The sequence below is a fragment of the Paractinoplanes brasiliensis genome (genome assembly GCF_004362215.1).
In the GTDB taxonomy this organism is placed as follows: domain Bacteria; phylum Actinomycetota; class Actinomycetes; order Mycobacteriales; family Micromonosporaceae; genus Actinoplanes; species Actinoplanes brasiliensis.
In genome coordinates this window covers 1,653,095-1,677,440 of record NZ_SNWR01000002.1, presented here as the reverse complement: position 1 = coordinate 1,677,440, position 24,346 = coordinate 1,653,095, and the positions used below count along the sequence as shown (strand labels likewise).

Genomic DNA, 24,346 nt, shown 5'->3' with positions numbered 1-24,346 from the left:
CGTGAAGTGGTTAATCGGAGGCGCTCCTGATCTTGGCCAGCTAGCGTGAGCCACGCCAGCAGGCCGAGAGCCCGGAAGGGGTGACTGCGATGGAAAAGATCAACGAGCGTCTGGTGAACTGGGCCAGCCTGCTCGAAGCGGGGACCAAGGAACAGGCGGAGAAAGCCTCCCGCCTGCCCTTCATCTTCCCGCACATCGCGCTCATGCCGGACGCGCACCTCGGCAAGGGCGCGACCGTCGGGTCGGTCATCCCGACGCTCGGCGCGATCATCCCGGCCGCCGTCGGGGTCGACATCGGCTGCGGCATGGCCGCCGTGCGCACGCAGTATCACCGGGACGAGCTCAAGCCGGACCTGGCGAAGCTGCGGACGGCGATCGAGAACGCCGTGCCGCTCAGCGCGGGTTCGTACAACACCAGCGTGAGCGACACCGCCCGTACGCGGGTCGAAAAGCTGACCGTCAAGGCGGAGAAGGCCGGCTTCGAGCCGGGCCGTTACGCCGGCAACTGGGAGCTGCAGCTGGGCACGCTCGGCTCGGGCAACCACTTCATCGAGGTCACCGCCGACGAGAAGGGCCAGGTCTGGCTGTTCCTGCACTCGGGGTCGCGCGGCGTCGGCAACAAGATCGCCACACATCACATCCGGGTGGCGCAGGAGTCGGCGAAGCGCTGGTGGATCGACCTGCCGGACCCGGATCTGGCCTACCTGGCCGAGGGCACTGACGAGTTCTGGGAGTACATCCGTCAGCTGCGCTGGGCCCAGGACTTCGCGCTGGCCAACCGCGACGAGATGATGGACCGGGTCGTGGACTGCTTCGCCGGCTACGTTGGCGGGGCGGTGCGGGAGCTCGAGCGGGTGCAGTGCCACCACAACTACACCGAGCAGGAGACGCACTTCGGCAAGAAGGTGTGGCTCTCGCGCAAGGGCGCGATCAACGCCGAGAAGGGCCGGCCGGGCCTGATCCCGGGGTCGATGGGCGACGCGTCGTACGTGGTGGCAGGCAAGGGCAACCCGGTCGCGCTGAACTCGTCGCCGCACGGCGCGGGCCGGCAGCTGTCGCGGTCGAAGGCGCGCAAGACGTTCACCCGTGACCAGCTGCGTGAGGCGATGAAGGGCATCGAGTACCGCGACACCGACGCGTTCCTCGACGAGATCCCGGGCGCGTACAAGCCGATCGACGTGGTCATGCAGGACGCGGACGACCTGGTCGAGGTGCGGCACACGCTGCGCCAGATCGTCAACGTGAAGGGCGACTAGCTCACCACCCGGCCCCGGCCCGAGCTCTTGGCCTGGTACAGACGCTTGTCGGCGCCGGACGCCAGGCCGGCGAGCTGGTCGGGGCCGCCGTGGTGCACGCCCACGCTGATCGACACGGCGAGCCCGGGGGCGACCGCGGGCCAGTCATGATCGCGTACGGCGTCCACCACGGCCTGGGCGCGGGCCCCGGTCACCTCCGGCCGCACCCCGGCCAGGATCACCACGAACTCGTCGCCACCGAGCCGGGCCGCCAGATCGGCCGGGCGGACGTGCTCGGACAGGATCGCCCCGATGGCGGCGAGCACGCGGTCGCCCACATCGTGGCCGAACCTGTCGTTGACGAGCTTGAAGTGGTCGACGTCGATCATCATGACCGCGTACGCGGGCTGCGCCGGCTCACCGGCCAGGTAGGCCTGGTAGCCCCGCCGGTTGGCCAGCCCGGTCAGCTCGTCGGTCAGGACGTCCCGGCGCAGCTGCTCGTGCTCGACCCGCCGCCGCTCGACGTTTATCGCGTCGCGCATCGCGGTCATCCGCTCGATCCGGTCGCTCCATCGCAGGCGGGCCAGCTCGTCGCCGTACCGCAGGGCCGCCTCGGCCGTGCCGGGCCGGTGCGCGGCCAGGCTCAACGCGAGCAGCCGGGTGCCGGCCGGTGTCAGCTCGGGAAGCGTCAGTCCTTCGGCGAGCCGCGCGGCCTGCAGCCCTCGGCCGGAGCGGGCAGCGCGGATCGCCGAGGCCAGCGCGGCCACCGCGTCGTCCACCTCGACGAGTCCCAGGCCGGTGAGCGGTTTCCCGGCCAGCGCTGCCAGCAGCAGCAGATGGCCGTGATAGTCCCGCTGCCACGTCGGCGGCCAGTCCTCTCCGACCACGTCCCCGGCCCCGTCGAGGACCGGCGCGGCTCGGTCGGCCGCCCCCGCCCAGTCACCGATCATGGCTTGGGAGCAGCTCCAGTCCAGCACCAGGTCGATCTTGTTGATCGCGATGACTATCCGCTGCCGCCGCACGGTTGCCGCCCACGGCGCGTCTCCCGCGGCGTCCAGGGCCTGCTCGGCGAGGTCGCTGTGCTCGAGCGCGACCTCCCAGAACCCCATCAGGTGGGCGACCTGACCGACCTCGATCTGCGCCGCGACCCGATGCACCACGGGGCCGTCGGCGGCGTCGAGCAATCCCACCGCACGGACGAAGGGGCTGGCGGCGCCCTCGGAGGCTTCGAGCGCGCGGCGGGCGTCGGCCCGGCGGGCCGCGCCGGCGCCGAGCGCGAGAGCGAGCAGGGCGGGATCGCCGAGGCCGACCGCGCACCGGAGCATCTCCTGCAGGTGCGCCGAATGATCGACACCGGTTTCCCGTACGGCCAGTGACCGCGCGAAGTGCAGCAGGATCTCGACGTCGGGCCGGCCGGCGTGGCCGATGTGCCGGCAGGCGGCGTCGACCTCCGCCGGGCTCATCTCGCCCTGCGCCGACTCGATGAGCGCGTACGCCTTCTCGATCGCGGCGACATGCTCGTCGTCCGGCCCGCGGGGCAGAGACATGCGCCCCTCCCGATGCCGTCGCCCTCAGCCTGACCAGGTTACGGCCGGGACATCTCGGATCACCGCAGAACAGGGAAAACCGTCCCGGCGATCAGCGCCCCGACCAGCGTCCCCGCGATCACCTGCGCGAGCGTGTGCGCCGACAGCACCAACCGGGACCAGCCCACCAGCGGCACCAGCGGCACGGCGATCAGCGCGACCGGGCCGTGGACGGCAACCAGCACGGCCACGGTCCCGGCGGCCACCCCGGAGTGGATCGACATCTTCCAGTACGCGGTGACGACCCCGAAGACGACCAGGCCGGTGATGCCGGCCGCGAGCAGGGCGAGCAACTCCCTGGGGGCACCCAGCGCGACGAGAGCGGTGGTGCCGATCGCCACCGACACCATGCCGAAGAGCAAGGGCCCGCGGCGGTGCTCGCGTTCGGGGATGTGGTGGCTGGTCAGCCGGCCCCGGCGGACACCCCTGACCACGTACGCCATGGGAATGCCGGCGGCGAACAACGCGGCCGGCGCCCCCCACCACCGCGAGACGCCCGGCTCGCCGCCCGCATGGAAGCCGACCACCAGGAGCAGCAACGCGACGAGCACGCCGGGCGCGAACACCTCGGTGATCACACGGGCGAACCCGATCCTCACCGGCGCTCCTGGTCCGTGCGGCAGGAGGTCGGCGGCGCTCCGGCCACGGCGGTGAGGTCGCGCGCCGGATGCGCCTGGTCGCAGCGGCTCAGATCCGCCGCGGGCACGTCCAGCTCGGCCGCGGGCACGTCCGGCTCGGCCGGCGTGCCGGCCCGGATGCGGCCCGGCGCCTCGTGCAGCCGTGCGCTCCGGACGTCCCATTTCGGGCCGGCCCCGGCGTAACCGGCGAACAACCGCTGCAGCCCGCCCGCACCCGGAGTGAGGATGGCCAGCACGCCGGGAAGCCTAACAAGTCCCGCTCGACCACGCGGTGGCGCCGAGCGATCGCGACCCGTCCCGCTGACGTCCGCCGGGGGTGCCGGGCGCCGGCCCCGGCACGCTGGTTGCCGGGGTGTATGTCGGTTGCGTCCGGGGCGGGGGTGCGGGAAGGCTCTGCGGCATGGAACCACCCGAGATGATCAATGCCGGTGAGCTCGTGCTCAAGCGCTGGGAGCTGGAGTGGGCCCCGGAGGCGCTGGCCGCCGTCAAGGAGTCGCTGCCCGAGTTGCGCGAATTCCTGCCCTGGGCCACCGAGGCCTACAACCTCGACGACGCGGTCGACTTCATCACGCGGTCGCGCGAGGGCTGGGCCGACGGCGAAGAGTTCAACTACGCGATCTTCACCAGCGTCGGGGAACTGGCCGGCTCGATCGGGCTGATGACCCGCCGGGGGCCGGGCGTGCTCGAGATCGGCTACTGGACCCGGACCCCGTACGCAGGGCGCGGCTACATGACGGCGGCGGTCAACGCGCTGACCCGGGTGGCGTTCACGCTGCCGGGGATCGCCCGAGTGGCGATCCTGCACGACGAGCTGAACAAGGCGTCGGCCGCGGTCGCCGCCAAGGCCGGGTTCACCGAGGTGGGGCGGGAGATCCGGGAGCCGCAGGCGCCGGGGGAGAGCGCGACGACGATCGTCCGGGAAAGACAACATTGACGTACGCCAGTCCGGCCAATAACTTACGAGGAACCTCCGGAAGTTACGGGAGCGAACCACCGACGTTCCTAGAAGGAGTTCCACGTGAAAAGAGCAACTCGTGCCGTGGTGGCCGTCCTCGCCACCACGGCTACTCTCAGTTTTGTTGTTCAACCCGTCCAAGCCGGCGGCAAGGACCAGACCCTGCGATCGGCGGCTCCCCGAGACTTGCGGATCGGCACCGCGGTCGCGGGCGGCGGCCATCATGTCGACCAGCCGTATCCCGACCCGTTCCCCAATGACAAGCCGTACCGGCAGGTGCTGGCCAAGGAGTTCAACTCGGCCTCACCCGAGAACCAGATGAAGTGGGAGTTCATCCACCCCGAGCGCAACAAGTACAACTTCGGCCCGGCCGACGCGATCGTCCGGTTCGCCCGCGACAACGGCCAGGCCGTACGGGGTCACACGCTGTTGTGGCACAGCCAGAACCCGGCGTGGCTCAACGAGGGCACGTTCACCGAGGCCGAGCTGCGGAAGATTCTCAAGGACCACATCACCAAGGTGGTCGGCCGCTACAAGGGCAAGATCCACCAGTGGGACGTGGCGAACGAGATCTTCAACGAGAACGGCGAGTACCGGCAGGAGAACATCTTCATCCGGGAACTCGGCCCCGGCATCGTCGCGGACGCGTTCCGCTGGGCCCACCAGGCCGACCCGAAGGCGCAGCTGTTCCTCAACGACTACGGCGTCGAGTGGCCCGGGGTGAAGGTCGACGCCTACGAGACCCTGGCCAAGCAGCTGCTCGCCGCCCGGGTGCCGTTGCACGGTTTCGCCTCGCAGGCCCACCTGAGCATGCGGTACGGCGCCCCCGACCAGCTGGCGGGCGTGCTGCAGCGTTTCGACAACCTGGGTCTCAAGACCGCCATCACCGAGCTCGACGTCCGTATGGATCTGCCCGAGGGCGGCGTGCCGACCGCCGAGCAGCTGGCCACGCAGGCCACCTATTACAAGACCGTGCTGGACGCGTGCCTCGCGGTCGACGACTGCAACTCGTTCACGATCTGGGGCTTCACCGACAAGTACTCCTGGGTGCCGGTGTTCTTCCCGTCCGAAGGCGCCGCCACCGTGATGTGGGAGGACTTCACCAAGAAGCCCGCCTACTACGCCCTGCGTGACACCCTGGCCGCCGCCCGAGGCCACGGGCATGGCCACGGGCACGGGCACCACTGACCGCTCCACGACCCCACTGCCGACCCGCGCCGGCCGCCCATCACCGGCCCGCGCGGGTTGCCGGTCGTCTCACCCGGCCCGTTCGACCCGGGCGGACCGTGCGCTCTTGGACCCGTGCGGGCCGCGTCCTCTCGGCCCGCACGGGTCGCCGGTGCTCTCGCCCGCCCGCCCCCGTTTCTCGATGCGGGCGGGCTTTCGCGACCGGTTCGTCAGGACTTGTCGTTGAGGACCTCGCGCAGTTTGGCGGCGAAGTTGTCGGGGTCGCCCATCTGGCCGAACTCGCCGCCCAGGAAGCCGCCGTGGTGGCTCGGGAACGTCACCGGCTCGGATCCCAGACCGGCGGCGACACCTTCGCCGGCGCGGTGGGCCAGCTCGCCCTCGGACTCCGCGCCGACGGCGACCACGATGCGCGTCGAGGCGCCCCGCAGCTTGGCGAAGTCGGGCTCGTAATGCGTACAGGAGATCAGGTTCTGACCGAGGAGGATGTCGTCGCGGGAGCCGTCGTCCACCGAGGACATGCCGAACTCCTCCGGCGTGGGGCCGGGCTGGTCGATCCACCCGGCAGGGATCTCGCCCTTGACACTCGTGCTGAGGATGAACCTCACCATCGCCGGGCCCTGTCCCGATTTCTGGTAGAGGTCATAGATGCCCTGGACGGCGGCGAGCGCGTTTTCCCGGTCGGGCAGCACGGGCAGGGCCGGCGGCTCGTGGGCGACGAGCGTGCGCACCTGGCCCGGGTGGGCGGTGACCAGCGCGAGCCCGTTGACCGCGCCGCCGCTGCTGGCGAACACGTCGACGGGGCCGCCGCCGATCGCGTCGATGAGGCGGCTCAGGTCGTCGGCGTGCTGCTCGGGAGTTGATGTGCTCTGGCCGCCGGTCAGCTTGCTCCGGCTGATGCCGCGCGGGTCGTAGGTGACCACCGTACGGTCGGGGAAATGGCCCGCCAGGGTGGTGAACCCGCTTGCGTCCATCGGTGAGCCGATCAGCAGCAACGTGGGGCCGTCGCCGGGGCGTACGTCGTAGGTGATCTCGGCGCCGTCGGTGGTCAGAGTGTGCGTCTCAGCAGTCACTTCAGTGCCTCTCGTTCTTCGGTCTTGCCGGTACGACCTGCCCTGGCGGCGGAACTCATCGGTGCCGCCGGAAGAAATTCTGGACGCTCGGAGCCCGTCGCGGGACCTACTTGAGCACGGGGTCGAGGCAGTACCGAAGCATCAGCCGAAAGTCGCAGTGGATCCACCAGGTTTCCGGCTCACAGCCGATGCGAGAATCCCTCCGGCTCCGGGATTCTCTTTCCGGAACCGACCACGGGAGGGTCACGATGACAATCGAGGACGACAACCGGCCGGCGCGGCAGCGGGTCGCTCTGACCGGCATCAGCTCGCGGGCCTGGGAGCATCCCGCCGACCGGGGCGCGCTGACGGCGCTGCGCGAGCTGCGCGGCTTCGACGACGTCGTGCGCGGCCTGTTCGGCATGTGGAACGAGCGGGGGTTCCGCCTGTCGTACCTGGCCGGCTCGATCCGCGTCGACCACCGGCAGTACCCGCGGGTCCACGGGCTGTTCGTCGAGGCGGCCGACACGCTCGACGTCGCCGAGCGCCCCGAGCTCTACGTGACCCAGCAGCCGATCATCAGCGGCAAGGCGATCGGCATGGACAGGCCGTTCATCGTGATCAGCACGGGCGCGGTCGAGAAACTGGACGACGAGGAACTGCGCACCCTGCTGGGCCGCGAGATCGGCCACGTCCGCAGCGGCCACGCGGTCTACCAGACGATCATGACGATCCTGACCCGCTGGGTCACGAACATCAGCTGGGTGCCGGTGGGGGTGATCGCGATGCGGGCGATCATCGCGGCCATGTACGAGTGGTGGCGCAAGGCCGAGCTGTCGGCCGACCGCGCGGGTCTGCTCGCGGCTCAGGACCCGGCCGCCTCGCTGCGCCTGTTCATGAAGATGGCCGGCGGCGGCGACCTGTCGCAGATCGACACCGCGGCCTTCCTGGAGCAGGCCGCGGAGTACGAGGGCGGCGGCGACATCCGCGACAGCATCCACAAGATCGGCATGACCGCGTTCAGCGGCGAGCCGTTCCCGGTGGCGCGCGCGGCCGAGCTGCAGAAATGGGTCGACTCGGGGGAGTACACCCGGATCCTCGGGGGCGACTACCCGCGCCGCGACGACGACCGCGACGCCTCGGTGACCGCTGACATCAAGGACGCGGCCGCCAGCTACCGCGACACGTTGCGCGAGACGCCCGACCCGCTGGTCACCTTCGCCCGCAAGGCCGCGGGCGGGGCGGCCGACCTGGTCGGCTCGGCGGCCCGCGGAGCCCGCGACTGGGCCCGCGGCCGGGGCGACTCCAACGGCAGCAACGGCAACGGCAACTGATCAGCCGGCCCGCCCCGCGTGGCATGTTCCGCGCGGGGCGGGAGCGGGCCGCGAGTTTCGCCCCGCGACCCGGCTGACGAGGTCGTCCGGGGGTGGCGCGGGTATCGAGGCCGCGCCCCCCGGAGTCACCGCGCCGCCCCGGAGGGGGTCACTGGGCGTCGTGGGCGGCCATCACGTCCTGGCGGTGGGGCTCCTCGCGCAGGATCGCCGCGTTGAGCCACTCGTCGGGCACGGCGAACGCGTCGACCAGCGTCGCCATGTGCGGCCGCAACTGCCGGAGCAGGTCGTTGACCATGCCGGTGACCGCCTTGGAGCGGGCCGGGGTCAGCCGTTGGTGCTCCAGATACCAGCCCTTGTCCGCCTCGACGGTGCTCAGCGCGTACAGGTCGCAGACCTTGGACAGCAGCGCCTTGACCTCTTCGTCGGCCGTGCGGTCGATGCCGGCCACGAAAGCCTCCAGCACCACCCTGTCGATGTGCGCCCGAGCCGTCTCGAGCACGTGGTCCTGCACGTCGTTGAAGATGTCGAACTGCCGGTCCTTCTTCTGCGCGGCCCCGTTGCGCAACCGCCGCACCGCCCCCTCGAGCAGGTGCTTCTCGCGGTCCTCGAACAGCGCCAGGTGCCAGCCGCGGTCGGTCAGGGCGACCTCTTCGTCCCGCCCCGGCACCGCGTCGATCAGCCTTTGGATCAAACCCCGGGCGGCCGTGCGTTCGAGGACCATCGACCGCACCTGATCGGCGGCGAACGTGGCCCGCCCCCAGCCGTCGAGCGAGCCGAACGCGTCGCGATACCCGGTGAGCAGACCCTTCGCGACGAGCTGGAGCAGAACCGTGTTGTCGCCCTCGAAGGTCGTGAACACGTCGGTGTCCGCCTTGAGCCCGGGCAGCCTGTTCTCGGCCAGATAACCCGCGCCGCCGCACGCCTCCCGCGCGGCCTGGATCGTACGGGTGGTGTGCCAGGTCTGCGCCGCCTTGAGCCCGGCGGCCCGCGACTCCAGCTCACGCTGCCGGTGCTCGTCGACCGGGCCGTCGGCGGTCTGCACCTCGTGCAGCGCGTTGACCAGCTCGTCCTGCGCGAAATGCAGCGCGTACGCGTGGGCCAGGTTGACGGTGAGGATGCGCTGGTGGGCCAGGTAGTCGTTGAGGGCGATCTCGCGTTGCTCGCCCGGCGCGCCGAACTGCCGGCGGGACTCGCCGTAGCGTACGGCGATGGTCAGCGCGCTCTTGGCGGCGTTCGCGGCCGAGCCGCCGACCACCACGCGGCCCCGGACGAGGGTGCCGAGCATCGTGAAGAAGCGGCGGACGTCGTTGTCGATCGAGCTGGTGTACGACCCGTCCGGCGCGACCTGGCCGTAGCGGTCGAGCAGCATCTCGCGCGGGACCGTCACGTGGTCGAAGGAGAGCCGCCCGTTGTCGACGCCGAGCAGCCCGGCCTTGTGCCCGTCGTCGCCGATCGTCACCCCGGGCATCGGCCGGCCGTCCTCGTCGCGGACCGGCACCAGCCAGGCGTGCACGCCGTAGCGCTTGCCGCCGGTGATGAGCTGGGCGAACACGACTGCCATGCGTCCGTCGCGGGCGGCGTTGCCGATGTAGTCCTTGCGGGCCGCCTCGTGCGGGGTGTGCAGGTCGAACGTCTGCGTCCCGGGGTCGTACTCGCAGGTGGTGCGCAGTTGCTGCACGTCGGAGCCGTGACCGGTCTCGGTCATCGCGAAACAGCCCAGCAGGTCGGCCGAGATGATGTCCCGCAGGTAACGGTCGTGGTGGTACTTCGTGCCCAGCGCGACGACGGCCCCGCCGAACAGGCCCCACTGCACCCCGGCCTTCACCATCAGCGACAGGTCGACCTGCGCGAGCATCTCGGCCGCCACGACCGACGCGCCGGGGTCGGACTGGCCGCCGTACTCGATCGGGAAGCCCGCGGTGACGCCCGGGTCGGCGGGCAGCTCACGCAGCAGCCGCGTGACGCGTTCGCGCGCCTCGTCGATCCTCTCGCCGTGCACGGTGGCGAACTTGTCGCCGGCCAGACCGGTGCGCGCGGCCTTGCGGACGTGCGCCCACCTGCCGTCGAGAACATCCTGGAGTCGTTCGCTGAGCATGTCGCCCTCCGCCCTTGTTACCGGTGAGTAGCAACTTTACCCCAGCGGGCGGCGGGCCAAGCCTCAAGCGGCGAGCGCCCAGCGTGACCCGTACAGATCCTCGACGACCTGGCGCGCCCAGCGCATGCGGGGAGCGGCGCACTCGGGATGATCGCCGTACTCCCCGGCGACGTCGGCCGCGCACCCTCGGACACCGCCGCGCGTGCGCACCGCGTGACGGATCGCCTGCTCGACGGCGACGGGGGACGGCTTGCTCCCGGTGGGCAGATGGCTCGTGAACAGCGCTTCGGCGCGAGCGGCTGTCAACATCGATGTGGTGGCGGTCATCGGACCCAACTCCTTCGTCTGGCACTCTCCGTAGTAAGACCGGCGGCCCGTTGAGGACTCATCGCCAAGTTAGCCCCGGGGTACGACATTTTCTGCTGCGCGGCCGCGTGGTTAGCCCGCAGTCATTCCGCCGTCACTCGTAGGCGAGGTGCAGCATCATGCCGGCGTCGGCGTGCGGCAGGTTGTGACAGTGGTTGGCCCAGACGCCCGGGTTGTCCGCCTCGAACGCCACCTCCCACACCTCGCCGGGGCGGACGTCGAACGAGTCCAGCCACAGCGGGCTTCCGGTGGCGGGCCGGCCGTCGCGCGCCAGCACGAGCACGTGATGGCCGTGCAGGTGCCACGGGTGCGCGACCAGCGAGCGGTTGACGATCGTGAACTTGACGACGTCGCCGTCCCGTACGGTCTGCGCGGGGATGTCCGGTGCGGCCGCGCCGTTGACCGTGTGCGCATAGCGGGGCAGCAGCCCGCGCAGGTCCAGCCCACGGTCGAGCACCAAGGTGAACGAGCGGTCGAAACGGGACCACGGACGGTTCGCCGTTGTGCCGTAGGCGAGCGGATCGAACACCGGCCAGTCCGCGGTCCCGGCGGACGGCGTACCGGTCGACCAGACCTCACGACCGTCGACGGAGAGCGCGGCGGGCGCCGTCGTCACGACGTCGTAACGGCCGCCGGCCGGAATCAGGAGCGCCCGTTCGGACAGCGGTGAGGGGCCTCGCAGATCCACGCCGTCGATGGCCGCCACGTGGAAGGGCGCGCCGGTGACGGCGTACCGGTGGGTGGTGTCGTCGGTGTTGATCAGGCGCAGCCGTACGGGGGTGCCGGGCGCTGCCGTGGCAACGGCCGGCGCGGGCAGCAGGTGGCCCGCCAGCGTGTGCACCGGCACCGTCACCTCGACGCCGCCGGCCGGCCGCGGACGGACGACGAGCACCCCGTACAGGCCCATCCGCACGCCCACGTCCGAGACCGAGTGGGTGTGGTACCAGTACGTGCCCGCCTGGTCCGCGCGGAAGCGGTAGACGAACTCCCGCCCGGGCAGCACCGCGTCCTGCGTCACGCCCGGCACGCCGTCCTGGTCGTTCGGCACGTCATAGCCGTGCCAGTGCAGCGTCACGCCGCGGTCGATGTCGCGGTTGCGCAGCGTCACCTCGATCAGGTCGCCGACGGTGGCCGCGATCTCCGGCCCGGGCACCTGACCGTTGAACGCCCACGCGTCGACCTCCGCACCGCCGGCCTCGATCCGGGCGGTCCCGGCGGTGAGGGTGAACCGCCTGGTGGGCCCGTTCACGTCGGCCCCGGACACCGGCTCGTGGCGGGCGCTGGAGCCGGCCTTCCCGGTCTCGGTCAACGGCTTGCGGTGAGGGCCGGAGGCGGCTTTTCCGGCCGGGGGCAACGGCTCGTGCTGATAGCTTGCGGCAGCCGCCCCGGCTTCGGTCGCCGGGTTGTGCTGATGCTGCGTGGTGGAGGTCGCCCCGCCTGCCGTGGCCAGTGCCGTTCCGGCGACAAGCGCTCCGACCGCCACGACTACGGCCGCCCTGGACATGACGGGTGAGGGCCGCGTCCCCAGGGTCCGCCAGGTGACGGCGGTCGCCGCTGCCACACCCGCGACCGCGAACAGGGCCACGCCGCCGGACACCGGGTAGCCGTGCAGGAGGCTCACCAGCAGCGACGCGGCCGAGGTGTATCCAGCGAACAGCAACGCGACCGGGGCGAGCCGCCGCCCCGAAGGATCAACGGCGTGACCGGTTCCGGACACGGGGGCGCGGTCGCGAAGCAACGCGATCACGGCGACGACCGTCCCGGCGAGCAGCAGAGGCGCGGCGACCACGACCTTCTCCGCGGCGAACCACCACCCGGCCCGCGCCAGCCCGCCGATCGTGAGCGCGCGGACGGCCGTGGCGACCAGAGCAAGACCGGTCAGTCCGAGCGCGGCCCGCACCCGCCCGGCCGCCGCCGTGGCCCCGGCGCCCAGCCACGCCGCGGCCACCAGAACCGCGATGAGGAGGTCGACGACGAGCAGGGATCCGGTTGTCATGCGACCTCCACGGAATCCGCCGGAACGGACGCGCGGGGACGATCGAGTTCCCGCGCCCCGCGCACGGCGGCGACCACGAAGTGCACGGCGACGATGCCGTTCACCGCGTGCAGGCCGCCGACGACCAGGCTGATGGTGGTGCTCCCGCCCGACGCGCCGGCGAACGCGTCGGCCAGCACGGCCAGCAACGCCTGCAGGATCGTCAGGCCGAGCGGCAGGACGGTCAGCCCGATCAGGCGTCCGGGAGCCCTCGCCAGCAACGCGAACACCGTGGTCAGCACCGTCAGGGCCGGGATGATCGCCATGCCGGTGAGGCTGTGCAGGGCGTACGAGGAATCGCTCTGGGGCCGGGTGAACGCGCCCACCGCGGCGAAGACGAACTGGAAGGCGAAGACGAACAGCAAGGCTGTGCTGCTGATGACGAACGCTTTGCGCATGGCGGCGCTCCTAACGGTGAGCCGGGTCGAGCGCCCGGGCGACGTGGTCGGTGGCGGTGATCGCGCCGAAGGCGACCAGCCGCACCAGGTCCGCCTCGGCGGGGTGCGAGAGCTGCCACAGACCCACGTCACCCGCACTGATCGCGTACGGGGCGAACGCGGCCAGCAGCGCGATCCGGGCGCCGACGCGGTCGGTGGCGGGCAGGCCGCGAACCAGGTCGGTGGCCCATTCGGCGGGACGGCCGGGATGCCGTCCGTCCTCCCAGCGAACGGTGGCGACGACGGTTTCGCGCGCCGCGTCGCCCAGCAGGGACCCGCCTCGCCCGGCAGTGTCGAACAGGGCCGCGTACGCCGTGCCCACCGGTGTTCGTCCTGACCAGGCGGGCGGGGGTGAGGTCGCGGCGGGCAGCAGGTTGAGGCTGCGGCCCGGCTCCTTGGGTCTGCGGGCGCTGCGAGCGACGAGCCGTCCGCCGACGGAGCGCACGGCCGGGAGCCGTTGCAGCCCGCCCGGGAGCAGATCCGGGGCGAGCAGCGCGGACACCATCCGGTTGAGGAAGTGGAACGTCAGCGCCGTGCCGGTCAGATGCGGACCGTACGGGCTGGTCCAGGCGCTCTTGCGAGGTGTGCGGCCGGCCGTGGCCCACCGCGCGAGCTCCGCGTGCCGCGCACCGGGCAGCGGGTCGCCCCGGGCGACTCGTTCGGCCAGGTCGTGCTCGCCGAGGCCGTGCAGCAGGGTGACATGAGCGTCCAGACAGAACCGGCAGCGGTTGGCCCGCGAGACGACGGCCGCCACCAGTTCGCGCTCGGCCCGGTCGGCCGGCGGCTCGGCGTCCGCGAGCAGCGATTCGCGCATCAACGACCAGGTCGCGGCCATTACGTCGGCGGCGGGGGAGAGCGCCTGGAACGCCGGCAGCGGGCCGAGGAAGTCCTCGCGGAGCTGGTCGTTGACCCGCGCGGCCAGGCCGGCGGGCTTGGGCGGGGTGAAGAAACGGTATGTCATGCCCCGATGCTCGGGCGGCGGGGGCGCGGAAACGTCCGGCCGGCGCAGGCAACCGATGACGACGACTACTGCGTCCGCAGTACGCCAGAACTACCGCGCTGAGGGGATGCCCGTCGATGGGCCGCAGTCCTACAGTGCCAAGGTGCGACTCGACCTGCGTTACCTCGGCGGCGGCCTCCTTCTCGGAACGCTGCTGCTGGTCAATGCCCTGATCGCGTCCGACGCCGGGCCGCTCGGCGTCGTCGGTGTGTTCCTGGTCGTCGTCATGGCCGCCGCGGTGGCCGTCAGCCCGCGCTATCCGGTGACGGCGCTCGCCCTCGTGACGGTCGCGATGCTGGCGCTGCACCTGCGGGTGCACGCCGGGGTGACGGCCGCCTTCCCGGTGATCGGCCTGGTCTATCTCACGGCCTGGCGCGGTCACCGGCTGCCGGCCGCCCTGGCAAGCGTGGTGTTCCTCGGTGTTTTCCTCACGCGCGACATCGCCGTGGCTCCCGAGGGGCAGGCCGCGCAGCAACTCGTCGAACGCACGTCGCTGCTGCTCGGGTGGTTCGTGGCGGCCAACGTGGCCGGGGTCGTCGGCCGTCAGCGCCGGGCCTATCTCGAGCAGGTCGAACAGCGGGCTGTCGAGGCCGAGCGCACCCGGGAAGAGATGGCGTTGCGCCGCGCGGGCGAGGAACGGCTGCGGATCGCGCGTGACCTGCACGATTCGCTGACCCACAGCATCTCGGTGATCAAGGTGCAGGCGGGGATAGCCGTTCACCTGGCACGCAAGCGGGGCGAGGAGCCGCCGGCGGCGCTGCTGGCGATCCAGGAGGCCGGCGGCGCGGCGATGCGTGAGCTGCGCGACACCCTCGATGTGCTGCGCGGACCGTCCGACACCCAGGGCGTCGGGCTCGCTCATGTGGAGGCGCTGGCTGAGCGGACGAGGGCGGCCGGTTTCCCCGTACGCGTCAGCGTCTCGGGCGATGCACCCGAGCTGCCCGCGGACGTCGATCGCGCGGGCTACCGCGTGGTTCAGGAAGCCCTGACCAACATCGCCCGCCACGCCGGGCCTGCCAGCGCCGAGATCGCCATCGAGCACACGCCGGCCCAGCTGGCGATCTCGATCACCGACGACGGGTTGGCGTCACCCGATCATCCCGCGCCTCCTGGCGTGGGCCTGCGCGGCATGCGTGAGAGGGTCCTCGGCCTCGGCGGCGAGTTGCGGGCCGCTCCCCGCGACGGCGGAGGCTTCGCCGTACGGGCAACGTTCCCGCTGAACAGCCCACGGCCGGCTGCGGATGGTGTGCGGGTCGGTGGGGCCGGAACACCCGGCGATGCGGCGGCGGGGGCACGGGCCGGTGGCGGCTCGGCCGGGGATGGGGCGGGTTGATCCGGGTTCTGCTGGTCGACGATCAGGCGCTCATGCGGGCCGGGTTCCGGGCGTTGCTCGAGGCCGAGGACGATCTCGACGTGGTCGGCGAGGCCGCCGACGGTGCTGAGGCCGTGCGGCAGTGCCGCGTGCTCCGGCCCGACGTGGTGCTCATGGATGTGCAGATGCCGGGGCTGGACGGCATCGAGGCGACCCGCCGCATCGCCGCGGAGCCCGGGCTGGCAGGCGTCCGGGTGCTGATCCTCACCAACTACGGGCTCGACGAGTATGTCTTCGCCGCGCTACGGGCCGGGGCCAGCGGGTTCCTGCTCAAGGACGCCGACCCCGGCGACCTGCTGCAGGCGGTCGGCGTGGTGGCCCGGGGCGACGCGCTGCTCGCGCCGACGGTCACCCGCACGCTGATCAGCGAGTTCGTCACCGGGCCGCCCCCGCCCGACCCGTCGGCCGGGCGCGACGTGCTGACCGGCCGCGAGCAGGAGATCGTCGAGCTGGTGGCCCGCGGGCTGACCAACGACGAGATCGCGGCGCGGATGGTGATCAGCCCGTTGACGGCGAAGACCCACATCAACCGGGCCATGACCAAGCTGCACTGCCGCGACCGCGCCCAGCTCGTCGTCTGGGCGTACGAGTCGGGGCTCATCGCTCCCCGGCGGCAGCGGCGACCGGGCGGGACAGCTTCGCGATGATGCGGTTGATCTCGTCGAGGACGAACGCGGCCAGCCGGCGCTGCGCGGCGATCGCGTTCGGGTCGGTCTCCTCCAGGTCGCCCAGCACCACGATGTTCTCGTCGTTGAGGGTCGCGGCGGGCGCGGTGTAGTTGAAACTGCCCACGATCACCAGCTGCTCGTCGATCACCATGAGCTTGTGGTGCACTTTGCGCACCCCGTTGCCGGGCGCGTTCTCGTGCAGCTGGGCGCCCCTGTCCCGCAGCGGGATCGTGGCCGCCCAGGCCTGGCTGCCCTGACCGCGATCCAGCACCCCGCGTACGGGAATGCCGGCCTTGAGCAGCCAGAACATGGTGTCGTCGATGCCCGAGGACTGGGCGAAGGTGAACATCGCGAAGTCGACACGATGCTGCGCCTTCAGCATCTGTTTCATGATTTCCATCTCGGGACCCTGGTGCGGCGCGAAGACGGGCTTGACCCGGATGCCGCCGAGCCGGAACTCGCGTGGGCGCGGCTCACGGCGCTCCCGCAGCTCACCGAACGTGCCGCTGCGCAGCCGCTCGAACTCCCGCACGTACAGCCCGGTCGCCGTCTGACCGCGCAGGATCAGCACATGGTTGAGGTTGTTGCCGCCGGAACGGCCGCCGGTGGTGTTCTTGCCGGTGTCGGTGAGCGTGAAGTTCGTCGACCCGGTCAGGACCGCCGCAGTCGGGGCGCCCGGGTCCCGGACGATGAACTTCTGGTGGAAGATTTTCGGGTTGAGGTCGGTGACCAGGTCGACGCCGCCACGCAGCAGCGCCGAGTGGATCACCCGGTTGTGCTCGTTGTCGCCGAGCGGGCTCCACGGGTCGGCGAGCGGCGGATCCTCGACCAGGTAATCGCCCTCGAGGATCACCTGCACGCTCACCTTGCGCGCCTTGGCCGCCAGGACAGCCTCCGCGATCGCCCGCGAATCGATCTCCTGCACCGCGATCAGCAACGTGTCGGTGGCGCCCGCGATGAAATCCCTGATCACCGCGTCGAGGTCGTCGGGCCCGCCGAGCACGGACGGCCCCGCAAAGAGTTCCACACTGCCCAGGTCCACACCCATGCGGTCAGTGTGGGCGCTCATGGGCCGCCGCGGTGTCGCCTGAGCGACGAGTTCACCCATCTCGACCGGTGGGCCGATGCCCCCCAAGCCGCCTGTCCACCAGGCTGGGGGAGGGCACGCGTCGATGGGGGAGTCGGATGGCAATCGTGACGTCCAGGGGAATCACCGCGGCCGACGAGACGTACCTGGAAAGGGCCGTGGCGCTCGCCTGGGACGCGCGGAAACGCGGCGACCAGCCGTTCGGCGCGCTGCTCGTCGGCCCCGCCGGGAATGTGGCCGAGGCGATGAACTCGACCGTCACCCGGTCCGACCCGACCGGGCACGCCGAGACCAACCTCGTACGGGCGGCCGGCGACTGGGAGATGACCGTTCTGGGGGAAAGCACGCTTTACACGAGCACCGAACCCTGCGCCATGTGCGCGGGCGCGATCTACTGGTCAGGGATAGGCCGTTTGGTGTTCGCGTTCGCCGCCGACGAGCTCGGCGCCATGGTCGACGGGGAGGACGTCGTGCCCCCGCTGCGGCTCTCGTCGCGGGAAGTGTTCGCGCGGGGTGGGCGCCCCATGGTGATCGACGGCCCGGCCGCGCTCCCCAGCGCCGCCGACGTGCATAGAGACTTCTGGAAATAGGTCCCCGGACGGCTGGACCGGGCTGACCGTACGGGCGGCCGACCGGGCGCAACTGGTGGTTTACGTGCGCCTCCCCTGCATGATCGTCTTAGGGGCTTTCTCAGAGTGCGACCGTTGGCGGAGGCCCCATCCATGTCTGCAAGTCCCGTCACCGCGGCCGTCACCGCCCCGGCCAAGTCGCGGAACCGCTACATCGACTCGCTGCGCGCGCTCGCGATCGTCCGCGTGGTCGTCTACCACGCCTTCGGCTGGGCCTGGCTCACCTATGTGCTGCCCGCGATGGGCGTCATGTTCGCCATCGCCGGCTCGCTGATGGCCGCGTCGCTCGCGAAGGGCGGCGCGCGCAAGGCCGTCTGGTCGCGCATCCGCCGCCTGCTGCCGGCGCTGTGGACCTTCGCCGCCGTGGCGCTGCCGATCATGTTCTGGCACGGCTGGTCGGCGAGCGATCCGGACCACCCGCTGCACAAGCTCAACCTGGTGTTCTGGCTGTTCCCGCTCGAGGACCCGCCGGGCAGCTCGTGGGGCGAGCCGTTCTGGGAGGTCCTCTGGTACCTCCGGGCGTACCTGATCTTCGTCCTGGTCTCGCCGATCCTGTACCTCGCGTACAAGAAGCTCGGCTGGGTCGTCGTCGCGCTGCCCCTGGTCGCCCTGGCCGCGCTGCACCTGACCGGTTTCCGCCTGCCCGACCCGGTCGACGGCATCATGTGGGACTTCGTCACCTACGCGGCGTGCTGGATGGCCGGCTTCGCGCACCGCGACGGGCGCCTGCACCGGCTGCCCGTCGTGGTCTGGGCGGCGATCACCGCGACGATCGGCGGCTACGGGCTGTACTGGCTGTTCACCCACCCGACGGCGTGGGGCTTCGACCTCAACGAGGAGCCCATCGCCCGTACGCTGTGGTCTCTCGCCTTTGTCCTGATCGTGCTGCGGTTCCGTCCGACGATGGCCGCGCTCGACAAGGTCAGGTGGCTGTCGGAGTCGGTGCGGGTCATCAACGCCCGCGCGATCACGATCTACCTGTGGCACTTCCCGCTGATCACCGTCGGTGCGGCCGTGCTGGAGCACTACCAGGTGCCGTGGGCGACCTTCCAGTACGTCGTCTGGATGCTCTTGCTCGAGACGGTCATGGTGCTCGGGGCGGTGCTCGTGTTCGGCTGGGTCGAGGACGTGTCGGCCAAACGCAAGGCCTCGCTGTGGCCCCGGCTCGCCGCTCCCGCGGCAGTGGTCGCCGGCCCACCAGCCGCGTCCCCCCGTACGGCCGGGGGCACGGTCTACGGCTCGGCGTCGGCCCGCGGGACCGCCCGTGTCGACAACTACCGGCACGAACAGCCACCGCGGACCGGCTGACCGCTCAGCCCTTGATGCCGTTGACCGGCGGTACGGCGAGGGTTCGCTTCTTCGCCGTGCCGCCGAGCACGATCTTGCGTACGGACGTGTTGTTCGCCGTGCTCTTCTCGCTCAGCTTGCCGACCGGGTTCGCCTTCACCTGGATGTAGTAGGTGCCGTTGGGTAGCGACGTGACGTCGAACGACTGTCCCGGCCGGTCCTGGGTGTAGGTGTCGCCGTTGCCGATGTCGAGCACCTCACGCACCCCCACCGAGTTCTTCTCGCCGCACGACGTCTCGAGGTCGGTGTTGTACGGCCGCCACTTCGCCAGCGGGATCGTGTAGTCGACCTGGTCGGTGTTGGCCAGGCAGAACGCCTCCTTGCCGCTGCGCGCGACCTGTTTCTGGTCGGACTTGAGCAGGTTGTACTGCGCGAAGTCGGTGAAGTGCCAGTGGTTGTGCCCGGCGCGCGGATCCCACTCCATCGTCCCGGCCTGCACGGCGCCGACCTGGTTGCCCTGGGCGTCGAAGAAGTACTGGTACGCGTCCATCAGGTCCTGCCCGCTGCGGCGGAACCCGTCGACCAGCAGCGGCGAGTCACCGGCGTTCCACACCGTCGCGCCGAAGTTGACGTACCACTTGTTCTTGGCGCCCTTGCCGATCGAGATGCCCCAGGCGGGCAGCGAGCGCAGGTCGGGCCGGGGTCCCGGCGCCGCCTTACGGATGGCCGGCCGCTGAGCCGGCACGCGGTACTCGGCGTGGGTCTCGGACACCTGCTGACCGTGATGCTGATGCGCATTGGTGCGCGCTTCCGCCCGCGCGGACTCCTTGACCACGGTCAGGTTCAGCGCGACGGTCGCGTCCTTGGCGGGCAGATTCAAGAGCTTCTGGTACGGAGGATTGATGGTGACGCCGACCGAGTACTTCCCGGGCGGCAGGTCGAACGGCTTGCCGTGGGTGGGTATGTCGCTCGTCTTGGCGCTCCACCCCGCCTGCACGCCCCACACCGTGCCGAGCGTGAACGGGTTCCCGGACGGGCAACCTGTCGGGTACGGCGTCTGCGCCGGCGCGTCGGGGCGGGTGCGCACCGAGTCGTACGCGTTGGGGCAGAAGTTCGTCCAGTAGCGCTTGACCACGGCGCCCTTCGTGTTCTTGATCGTCACCGTGGTGAACTGCTTGAGCGTGTACAGGTCGGGGGCGAGCACCCTGGGCAGCGTGACCTTGCCCTTCTTCGTGATCAACTCGGCCACGACCGGACTCGCGTACGTCTTGCGGGTGGCCCTGATCTCGATCGGCTCCTGCCCGGCGACGACGTTCAGGCCGAGGTCGAGGTCGACCGTCCAGCCGGCGCCGTACTCGTACCGTTCGGCCTTGATGTTCTTGCCGGCCGAGACCAGCTTGACGCCGTCGCCGGCGACTGCCTTGCTGGTGGCCGCGTCGGCGACCTGAATTCCGGTGAACGCCAGCGCCGCCGGCATGACCCCCGCGACGGCGGCGAGTCCCCATCTGCGTACCCGTCCCACAACAAACCCCCCAGAGCGCTACGAATGGACGCCTGCCCATCTCATCCGGTCGTCTGTGAGTCCCCTGTGAACCGCCGCGCGAAGGTGGTCGAATCAGCCCCCGGTGTCGCCCATACGACTCACCGGGCTGACATGATCTGCCCGTGAACACCTCGCCGGCCTGGTCGCCGCGCCGCTTCCTGCTCGACATGGCCGTCATCGCGGTGGCGGCCAGTGTGCTCGGCTGGATCGCGGCCGGGCTGCTCTACTCGGCGCTCTTCGGCCGCTGGGTGTCCCCCGCATGGGAGTTCCTGATCACGTACGGGTGCGCCTACACGATCTTGTTCCCGTTCTTCTCGTTGCTGGTCACTCGGCGGCGCCCGCCCGTGCTGCGCCTCACCCCGTACGGGATCGAACTGGCCGCCGCCCGCAGCGACGGGGTGCTCGTGCCGGGCGACGCGGTGACTCGCGTACGGGTCCGGCGCCGGCGGCCGATCGCGACGCTCGAAGTGTTCGTCCGCGAGGCGGACGGTGCTCGGATCGTCCCCGTCGACCGGGACGGCAGGCGGGCGCGGGGCAAACGTGGGGGAGGGGCCGTGCGGTACCGGGTGCCGCTGGCAGGGTTGAACGAGTCGGCCGTCCGGGCCGCGATCCACGAACACCTGGACGGCGGCGGAACATGGCGTTCGGAGGACGAGACCGCCCGGACCGCAAGCGAACGGTGAGGAGCTGACTTGTGCGGCCCGTTCGGGTGGCGCTGGGTCGTTCGGAGCGTTTGACTGCCGGGGCCGCCGGGTTGCGCTGGGGTCGCTCCGAGCGTTTGACTGCGGGGCCGCTTGCATTGCGCTGGCTCGCTCGAAGCCGCCTGGCTGTTCGGCCCGGGCGGTCGGTGGGGCTCCCACGGGGTGCGCTGTTACTCCTGGCCGTGTGTTGGCGTAGCTGATCGCGCCGGACCTTCTGGCTCGCTCGGAGCCGCCTGGTTGTTCGGCCCGGGCGGTCGGTGGGGCTCCCACGGGGTGCGCTGTTACTCCTGGCCGTGTGTTGGCGTAGCTGATCGCGCCGGACCTTCTGGCTCGCTCGGAGCCGCCTGGTTGTTCGGCCCGGGCGGTCGGTGGGGCTCCCACGGGGTGCGCTGTTACTCCTGGCCGTGTGTTGGCGTAGCTGATCGCGCCGGACCTTCTGGCTCGCTCGAAGCCGCCTGGCTGCCCAACCCGCGCGGTCGGCGGGACTCTTACGCGGCCCGTTGCCACTCCCAGCCGGGCTCAGCAATGCTTGGCAGGATTAATCCTAGCTTCCTAGGACGCAATTGCGGTTGTGACGCCGGGCAAGGGTTGGAGCGTGGGGCTGGAGCGTAGGGGTGGGGGTGGCGGGGGAGCGTGGCGGGGGCTGGAGGGGTGGCGGGGCGACGATCAAGACGAGGGTGCGGTTCGGGCTGGGTTGTGACGTGGTTCAGGTTGGTCAGCGGCGGCGGGAGCGGCGGGCCAGTAGGACGACGGCGACGGCCAGGAGGGCTGCCAGGGTGAGGATCAGGCCGACGACCACGGTGATGTAGTTGAAGCGGGGTGAGCCGTCAGCTGCGGCGGTGGCGGGACCAGGGCCGATGGCGGCGCTGGAAGGGCTGGGTTCGGGGGCGGCGGTTGAGGGCGGGGCCTGGGTGGGTTGCCCGGAGGGCGCTTCGGGACGGTCAGGGAGGGCGTACCGGAGGATGACCGGGTCTTTGGCCGCCTCGCCTGAGGACTCGGAGACGGTGAGCAGGGCGCGGCCGTCGGGGGTGTAGGTGATGGCCTCGCCCTGGGGTTCGTCGGGTAGGGGGATCTGCCGGGGTTTGCCGCTGGTCAGGCCACGAATGACGTCGCCGTCGGGGATGGGGAACTCGAAGGCGTCGGCGTAGGTCCGCAGGGCTACGTGGGTGCCGTCGGGGGAGGTGGCGGCGCCGGTGATGACGGCTCGGCCCAGGAACGAGAACGGGTTGCTGGTGGAGGTCAGGGGGAGGGTGACTTCGCCGGCCCTGCGCAGGGGTGTGGGGGCGTCGCGGCTGAGTGGGCGGGCCGGCACGTAGAGGCCGGCTGTTCCGCCCTCTTTGGAGATGACGATCGGCGTGTTGCCGGGGGTTACCAGCAGTGCCTCGGCATTGCGAGAGCCGTCCGGATAGGTCATGCGGAACAGGGTGGGAGTGCGCGCGCCGGGGGCGAGTTTCCACAGCGCGATCGTGGTGCGGCTGCTGCTGTTGTCTCCGATGTCGCCGACCCAGAGAGTGCCGTCGCGGCCTCGGGCCAGGTCTTCGGTGTCGCGCGGGCGGGACGGGTACGAGACTGTCCTCGTCACCTTGCAGGCCGAGTTCAGGAAGAAGATCTTCCGGCGGGCGGCGAAGTCGGAGCCGTCGTTGACGACGACGTAGCCGGATCCGACGGCCACCATGCCGGAGAGCTCGTCGAGCCGGTCGTCGCGCACGGTGCAGACCGTCTCCGCCGCCCGGCCCAGCGCAGCGGAAGCGGCAACCGGGTGCAGCGCAGCGGAAGCGGCAACCGGGTGCAGCGCAGCGGAAGCGGCAACCGGGCGCAGCGCAGCGGAAGCGGCAACCGGGCGCAGCGCAGCGGGAGCAGCAACCGGGTGCAGCGCAACGGAGGCGGCAGCCGGGTGCAGCGCGACGGAAGCGGCCGGGCTCATCGCGACCGGAGCGGCGGCCGCCGGGTGGGTGAGCATGGTGGCTGCGGTGAGGAGACTGACGACGCGCACGGTGAACGATTCAACCTCCTGGGGCGGGGTTGCCCACCCGACTATGGCAGGGATCAACCACCCCGGGGACGGGCGCGGGGCTGTTTCGGGGCGGCCGGCGGATTTAACATCTCGGACATGAGCCGCCCGACGATCTACGACGTGGCGCGTGAGGCGGGGGTGGCCGCCTCCACGGTGTCGCGGGCCTACGCTCGGCCGGGGCGCGTCAACGCCGACACCGCGCAGCGCATTTTCGAGGCGGCCGAGAAGCTGGGTTATCGGAGCGGGATCGCGGCGAGGCGGCCCGGCCCTCCGGTGGTGCGGAACGCTATTGCCCTGGTCGTGGCCGATGTGACGAATCCGTTCTACGGCGACATCATCAAGGGCGCGTACGAGGCGGCTCGCGAGGCCGGCTATCAGTTGATCCTGTCGCACACCAACGAGTCGCCCAAGGTGGAGCGGCAGACCATCGAGCAGGAGCTGGCGCAGGTGGACGGGGTGGTGATCGCCAGTTCCCGGATGACCGACTCGGCGTTGCGGATGGTGGCGAAGCAGAAAGCCGTCGTCCTGCTCAACCGGATCATTCCGGAGGCCAACTGTGTGCTCAACGACGCCGAGCGGGGGATCCGGCGGGCGGTGGAGCATCTGGCGGCGCTGGGGCATGAGCGGATCACGTACGTGGCGGGGCCGGAGACGAGCTGGTCGGACGGCGTACGGTGGCGGGCTTTGCGGCAGTCGGCGGCCGAGCTGGGTCTGGAGGCGCGCCGGTTGGGGCCGAACGAGCCGACTGTGCTGGCCGGGATCGGCGCGGCGTTGCGGGTGGCCGAGACGGACTCGACGGCGGTGCAGGCCTACAACGACCAGCTGGCGATCGGGATCGTGAAGGGGCTGAGCCGTCTCGGGGTGGCGGTGCCCGAGCAGGTCAGCGTGATCGGGTTCGACAACATCATCTTTGACGAGCTGGTGGAGCCGCAGCTGACGACCATCGCGTCGCCGCTGTACCGGATGGGGTTCACCGGGATGCAGAACTGCATCGCTGTCGCGCAGGGCGCCCGGACCACTGGCCGGCCCCTCGTCCTGCCCGTACGGCTGGTGGTGCGCAAATCAACCGCAGCGAGGCCGGCTGTGCCCCGCCCGCGCCCGGCCCGCGACGGCCGTCCGCGCTGAGG

General features: G+C 71.0%; 22 protein-coding genes. 10 read left to right on the top strand and 12 right to left on the bottom strand.

Annotated elements, in window-relative coordinates; genetic code table 11:
• The first annotated feature begins 89 nt into the window (after positions 1-89).
• Positions 90-1,256, top strand: a complete 1,167-nt coding sequence (locus tag C8E87_RS39625) for an RtcB family protein (RefSeq protein ID WP_133878477.1) — start codon at positions 90-92, stop codon at positions 1,254-1,256.
• Here C8E87_RS39625 and C8E87_RS39620 read toward each other — a convergent pair.
• Genes C8E87_RS39620 through C8E87_RS39610 form a run of 3 tightly spaced genes read right to left on the bottom strand, consistent with a single transcriptional unit; the run spans position 1,253 to position 3,695 of the window.
• Positions 1,253-2,782, bottom strand: a complete 1,530-nt coding sequence (locus tag C8E87_RS39620; RefSeq protein WP_133878476.1) for a GGDEF domain-containing protein — start codon at positions 2,780-2,782, stop codon at positions 1,253-1,255. The two genes, C8E87_RS39625 and C8E87_RS39620, sit on opposite strands and share 4 nt — an antisense overlap.
• 59 nt (positions 2,783-2,841) lie before the next feature.
• Positions 2,842-3,420 (bottom strand): phosphatase PAP2 family protein, encoded by a 579-nt coding sequence (locus C8E87_RS39615; protein ID WP_239080050.1) that lies wholly within the window; start codon positions 3,418-3,420, stop codon positions 2,842-2,844.
• Positions 3,417-3,695: a hypothetical protein gene (locus C8E87_RS39610; protein WP_133878475.1), complete on the bottom strand. Its 279-nt coding sequence runs from the start codon at positions 3,693-3,695 to the stop codon at positions 3,417-3,419. Before C8E87_RS39610 ends, C8E87_RS39615 begins: the two co-directional genes overlap by 4 nt.
• A 164-nt stretch (positions 3,696-3,859) precedes the next feature.
• On the opposite strand from C8E87_RS39610, the gene C8E87_RS39605 reads away from it, so the two are divergent.
• Together C8E87_RS39605 and C8E87_RS39600 are read left to right on the top strand one after the other, a co-directional pair.
• Positions 3,860-4,393 (top strand): GNAT family N-acetyltransferase, encoded by a 534-nt coding sequence (locus C8E87_RS39605; RefSeq protein WP_133878474.1) that lies wholly within the window; start codon positions 3,860-3,862, stop codon positions 4,391-4,393.
• An 84-nt stretch (positions 4,394-4,477) separates the two neighbouring features.
• Complete coding sequence (locus tag C8E87_RS39600; RefSeq protein WP_133878473.1) at positions 4,478-5,602, top strand: endo-1,4-beta-xylanase; 1,125 nt, start codon at positions 4,478-4,480, stop codon at positions 5,600-5,602.
• 209 nt (positions 5,603-5,811) lie between these two features.
• On the opposite strand, the gene C8E87_RS39595 is transcribed toward C8E87_RS39600, so the two are convergent.
• Positions 5,812-6,672, bottom strand: a complete 861-nt coding sequence (locus C8E87_RS39595) for an alpha/beta fold hydrolase (RefSeq protein ID WP_133878472.1) — start codon at positions 6,670-6,672, stop codon at positions 5,812-5,814.
• A gap of 248 nt (positions 6,673-6,920) precedes the next feature.
• On the opposite strand from C8E87_RS39595, the gene C8E87_RS39590 reads away from it, so the two are divergent.
• Positions 6,921-7,985 (top strand): M48 family metallopeptidase, encoded by a 1,065-nt coding sequence (locus tag C8E87_RS39590; RefSeq protein ID WP_133878471.1) that lies wholly within the window; start codon positions 6,921-6,923, stop codon positions 7,983-7,985.
• Between the two features lie 148 nt (positions 7,986-8,133).
• Here the strand turns inward: C8E87_RS39590 and C8E87_RS39585 are convergent, their stop codons facing one another.
• The 5 genes from C8E87_RS39585 to C8E87_RS39565 all read right to left on the bottom strand — a co-directional run bounded on the left by C8E87_RS39585 (position 8,134) and on the right by C8E87_RS39565 (position 13,879).
• Entirely contained in the window at positions 8,134-10,080 is a 1,947-nt protein-coding gene (locus C8E87_RS39585; protein ID WP_133878470.1) for an acyl-CoA dehydrogenase family protein, read from the bottom strand.
• 63 nt (positions 10,081-10,143) lie between these two features.
• On the bottom strand, positions 10,144-10,407 hold the full coding sequence (locus tag C8E87_RS39580) for a hypothetical protein (RefSeq protein WP_133878469.1): 264 nt from the start codon (positions 10,405-10,407) through the stop codon (positions 10,144-10,146).
• Between the two features lie 133 nt (positions 10,408-10,540).
• Positions 10,541-12,442: a multicopper oxidase family protein gene (locus C8E87_RS39575; protein WP_133878468.1), complete on the bottom strand. Its 1,902-nt coding sequence runs from the start codon at positions 12,440-12,442 to the stop codon at positions 10,541-10,543.
• The gene (locus C8E87_RS39570) at positions 12,439-12,879 is read right to left on the bottom strand and encodes a DUF6220 domain-containing protein (protein WP_133878467.1); all 441 of its coding nucleotides are present in this window, start codon (positions 12,877-12,879) and stop codon (positions 12,439-12,441) included. Before C8E87_RS39570 ends, C8E87_RS39575 begins: the two co-directional genes overlap by 4 nt.
• Before the next feature lie 10 nt (positions 12,880-12,889).
• Positions 12,890-13,879, bottom strand: coding sequence for a carboxymuconolactone decarboxylase family protein (locus tag C8E87_RS39565; protein WP_133878466.1), 990 nt, complete (start codon positions 13,877-13,879; stop codon positions 12,890-12,892).
• A 142-nt stretch (positions 13,880-14,021) separates the two neighbouring features.
• Between C8E87_RS39565 and C8E87_RS39560 the strand changes: the two genes are divergently transcribed.
• Both C8E87_RS39560 and C8E87_RS39555 read left to right on the top strand, forming a co-directional pair.
• Entirely contained in the window at positions 14,022-15,251 is a 1,230-nt protein-coding gene (locus tag C8E87_RS39560; protein ID WP_239080051.1) for a sensor histidine kinase, read from the top strand.
• The gene (locus tag C8E87_RS39555) at positions 15,248-15,937 is read left to right on the top strand and encodes a response regulator (RefSeq protein WP_133878464.1); all 690 of its coding nucleotides are present in this window, start codon (positions 15,248-15,250) and stop codon (positions 15,935-15,937) included. Before C8E87_RS39560 ends, C8E87_RS39555 begins: the two co-directional genes overlap by 4 nt.
• On the opposite strand, the gene C8E87_RS39550 is transcribed toward C8E87_RS39555, so the two are convergent.
• Positions 15,888-17,006 (bottom strand): phospholipase D-like domain-containing protein, encoded by a 1,119-nt coding sequence (locus tag C8E87_RS39550; RefSeq protein WP_166661433.1) that lies wholly within the window; start codon positions 17,004-17,006, stop codon positions 15,888-15,890. The genes C8E87_RS39555 and C8E87_RS39550 overlap by 50 nt on opposite strands.
• A gap of 137 nt (positions 17,007-17,143) precedes the next feature.
• On the opposite strand from C8E87_RS39550, the gene C8E87_RS39545 reads away from it, so the two are divergent.
• Both C8E87_RS39545 and C8E87_RS39540 read left to right on the top strand, forming a co-directional pair.
• On the top strand, positions 17,144-17,635 hold the full coding sequence (locus C8E87_RS39545) for a nucleoside deaminase (RefSeq protein WP_133878462.1): 492 nt from the start codon (positions 17,144-17,146) through the stop codon (positions 17,633-17,635).
• A 132-nt stretch (positions 17,636-17,767) separates the two neighbouring features.
• Positions 17,768-18,982 (top strand): acyltransferase family protein, encoded by a 1,215-nt coding sequence (locus C8E87_RS39540; protein WP_133878461.1) that lies wholly within the window; start codon positions 17,768-17,770, stop codon positions 18,980-18,982.
• Between the two features lie 4 nt (positions 18,983-18,986).
• On the opposite strand, the gene C8E87_RS39535 is transcribed toward C8E87_RS39540, so the two are convergent.
• A complete protein-coding gene (locus C8E87_RS39535) occupies positions 18,987-20,483 on the bottom strand; it encodes a lysyl oxidase family protein (protein WP_239080052.1) in 1,497 nt (498 codons plus the stop codon).
• 143 nt (positions 20,484-20,626) lie between these two features.
• Between C8E87_RS39535 and C8E87_RS39530 the strand changes: the two genes are divergently transcribed.
• The gene (locus C8E87_RS39530) at positions 20,627-21,187 is read left to right on the top strand and encodes a hypothetical protein (protein ID WP_133878460.1); all 561 of its coding nucleotides are present in this window, start codon (positions 20,627-20,629) and stop codon (positions 21,185-21,187) included.
• A 733-nt stretch (positions 21,188-21,920) separates the two neighbouring features.
• Here the strand turns inward: C8E87_RS39530 and C8E87_RS39525 are convergent.
• Positions 21,921-23,198, bottom strand: coding sequence for an SdiA-regulated/phytase-like domain-containing protein (locus C8E87_RS39525; RefSeq protein ID WP_243755199.1), 1,278 nt, complete (start codon positions 23,196-23,198; stop codon positions 21,921-21,923).
• A gap of 117 nt (positions 23,199-23,315) precedes the next feature.
• Between C8E87_RS39525 and C8E87_RS39520 the strand changes: the two genes are divergently transcribed.
• Positions 23,316-24,344 (top strand): LacI family DNA-binding transcriptional regulator, encoded by a 1,029-nt coding sequence (locus tag C8E87_RS39520; protein ID WP_166661432.1) that lies wholly within the window; start codon positions 23,316-23,318, stop codon positions 24,342-24,344.
• The last annotated feature ends 2 nt before the right edge of the window (positions 24,345-24,346 follow it).